Below are 1,476 nucleotides of genomic sequence, written 5' to 3' on the forward strand. Positions count from 1 at the left end.
CACTACTGCGTTAGGGGCAGGATTACCAAGGGAGCAAGCAGCCGTGGGTTGCGCGCTTTGGTACCTGTTGCATCCGTGCTGAGAGGCCCTACCTATGAGGTATGGAGCCGTTCATGAATGCTGCGGCGGTGCAGCGGCTTGAGAGTTTCTTCCAGAAGATGGGGGAGGTGCTGGGCAACGAAAGCCGACGAGGCTCCTTCGCCCTCTACGCGATGGGGCTGCTGGGAGACGCGGAGCGCAAAAGCGTGGAGCCCATCGCCGCGCGGGCCTGCCCGGACCCGCTCAAGGTCGATGCGATGCATCAGAGGTTGTTGCACTTCGCCGTGGATTCGAAGTGGAGCGACACGCAAGTCAGGCAGGCGGCAGCGCAATACGCGCTGGAGGCGATGGTGGAGCGCGAGCAAGTCGAAGCGTGGATAGTGGACGACACCGGCTTCCTCAAGCAGGGGACTCACTCAGTGGGGGTGCAGCGGCAGTACACCGGCTCGGCAGGCAAGATTGCCAACTGCCAGGTGGGCGTCAGCCTCAGCGTCGCCACACGCACCGAGCACCTGCCCATCGACTTCGAGCTGTACTTGCCCACCGGCTGGGCCCACAGCCCTGAGCGTCGCGCGGAGGCACGCATTCCGCCGGAAGTCACCTTCAAGACCAAGCCCCAACTGGCCCTGGAGATGATCCGGCGGGCGATGACACAGCGGATTGCTCCAGGCGTGGTGCTGGGGGATACCGCCTATGGCAGTTCCAGTGAGTTCCGTCAGGGCGTGCGCTCGTTAGGACTGCACTACGCCGTCGCGGTCTACGCCAACACCACGGTCCACCTGCTGACCGAAAAGGCAAGCTCGCAAGGTGAAGCGCTGAGCGTCTCGGCGTTGGCCACTCGCATCCACGAGCGAGGCGGCTTTCGACGCTGCACCTGGCGCAAGGGGACTTGTCGGCGCGCTTTGCCCTGCGGCGAGTCCTCGCCGCGGGTGTTCCCCAGCGTGAGCAGGAACCGCTCTGGCTGCTCATCGAATGGCGAGACGGCGAGTCCGAGCCTGCCAATTACTTCCTCATCTCTCTGCCAGAGCGCAGAAGCAAAAGACAGCTCATCCGTCTGGTGATGCAACGCTGGAGAACCGAGCGCGTCTACGAGGACCTCAAGGGCGAACTCGGGCTCGACCACTACGAAGGCCGCCGCTTCCCAGGTTGGCACCACCACGTCTCTGTCGCCCTGTGCTGCTACGCCTTCATTGTGGCTGAACGGGTGCGGTCCTTTCCCCTCTCGGCCCGAGGGACGCCTCAATCCCACGCGCAGTGCCTCTCGGCCTGAGCGACACTTCCATGACAGCTTCATCTCCGCGCGGCTCGCCATGGCTCGGGTGATCGCTACCTGGCTGCCTCGGTGCCCCACCTGTCATCGCTCCAATTCTCAACATTCCTCACGCCACCGACCAGGCCTCCCGGCTCACCCTGCAGGCCCCTGATGCAGTAGTGCTA

Annotated in this window: 1 pseudogene; it reads left to right on the top strand. The window is 64.1% G+C overall.

Annotation, left to right across the window (positions count from 1 at the left end):
* Positions 1 to 113 precede the first annotated feature (113 nt).
* Positions 114 to 1,309 (top strand): annotated as a pseudogene (locus KY501_RS52770) (IS701 family transposase).
* Positions 1,310 to 1,476: the final 167 nt, after the last annotated feature.

The sequence above is a fragment of the Hyalangium versicolor genome (assembly GCF_020103695.1).
Taxonomy (GTDB): Bacteria; Myxococcota; Myxococcia; order Myxococcales; family Myxococcaceae; genus Hyalangium; species Hyalangium versicolor.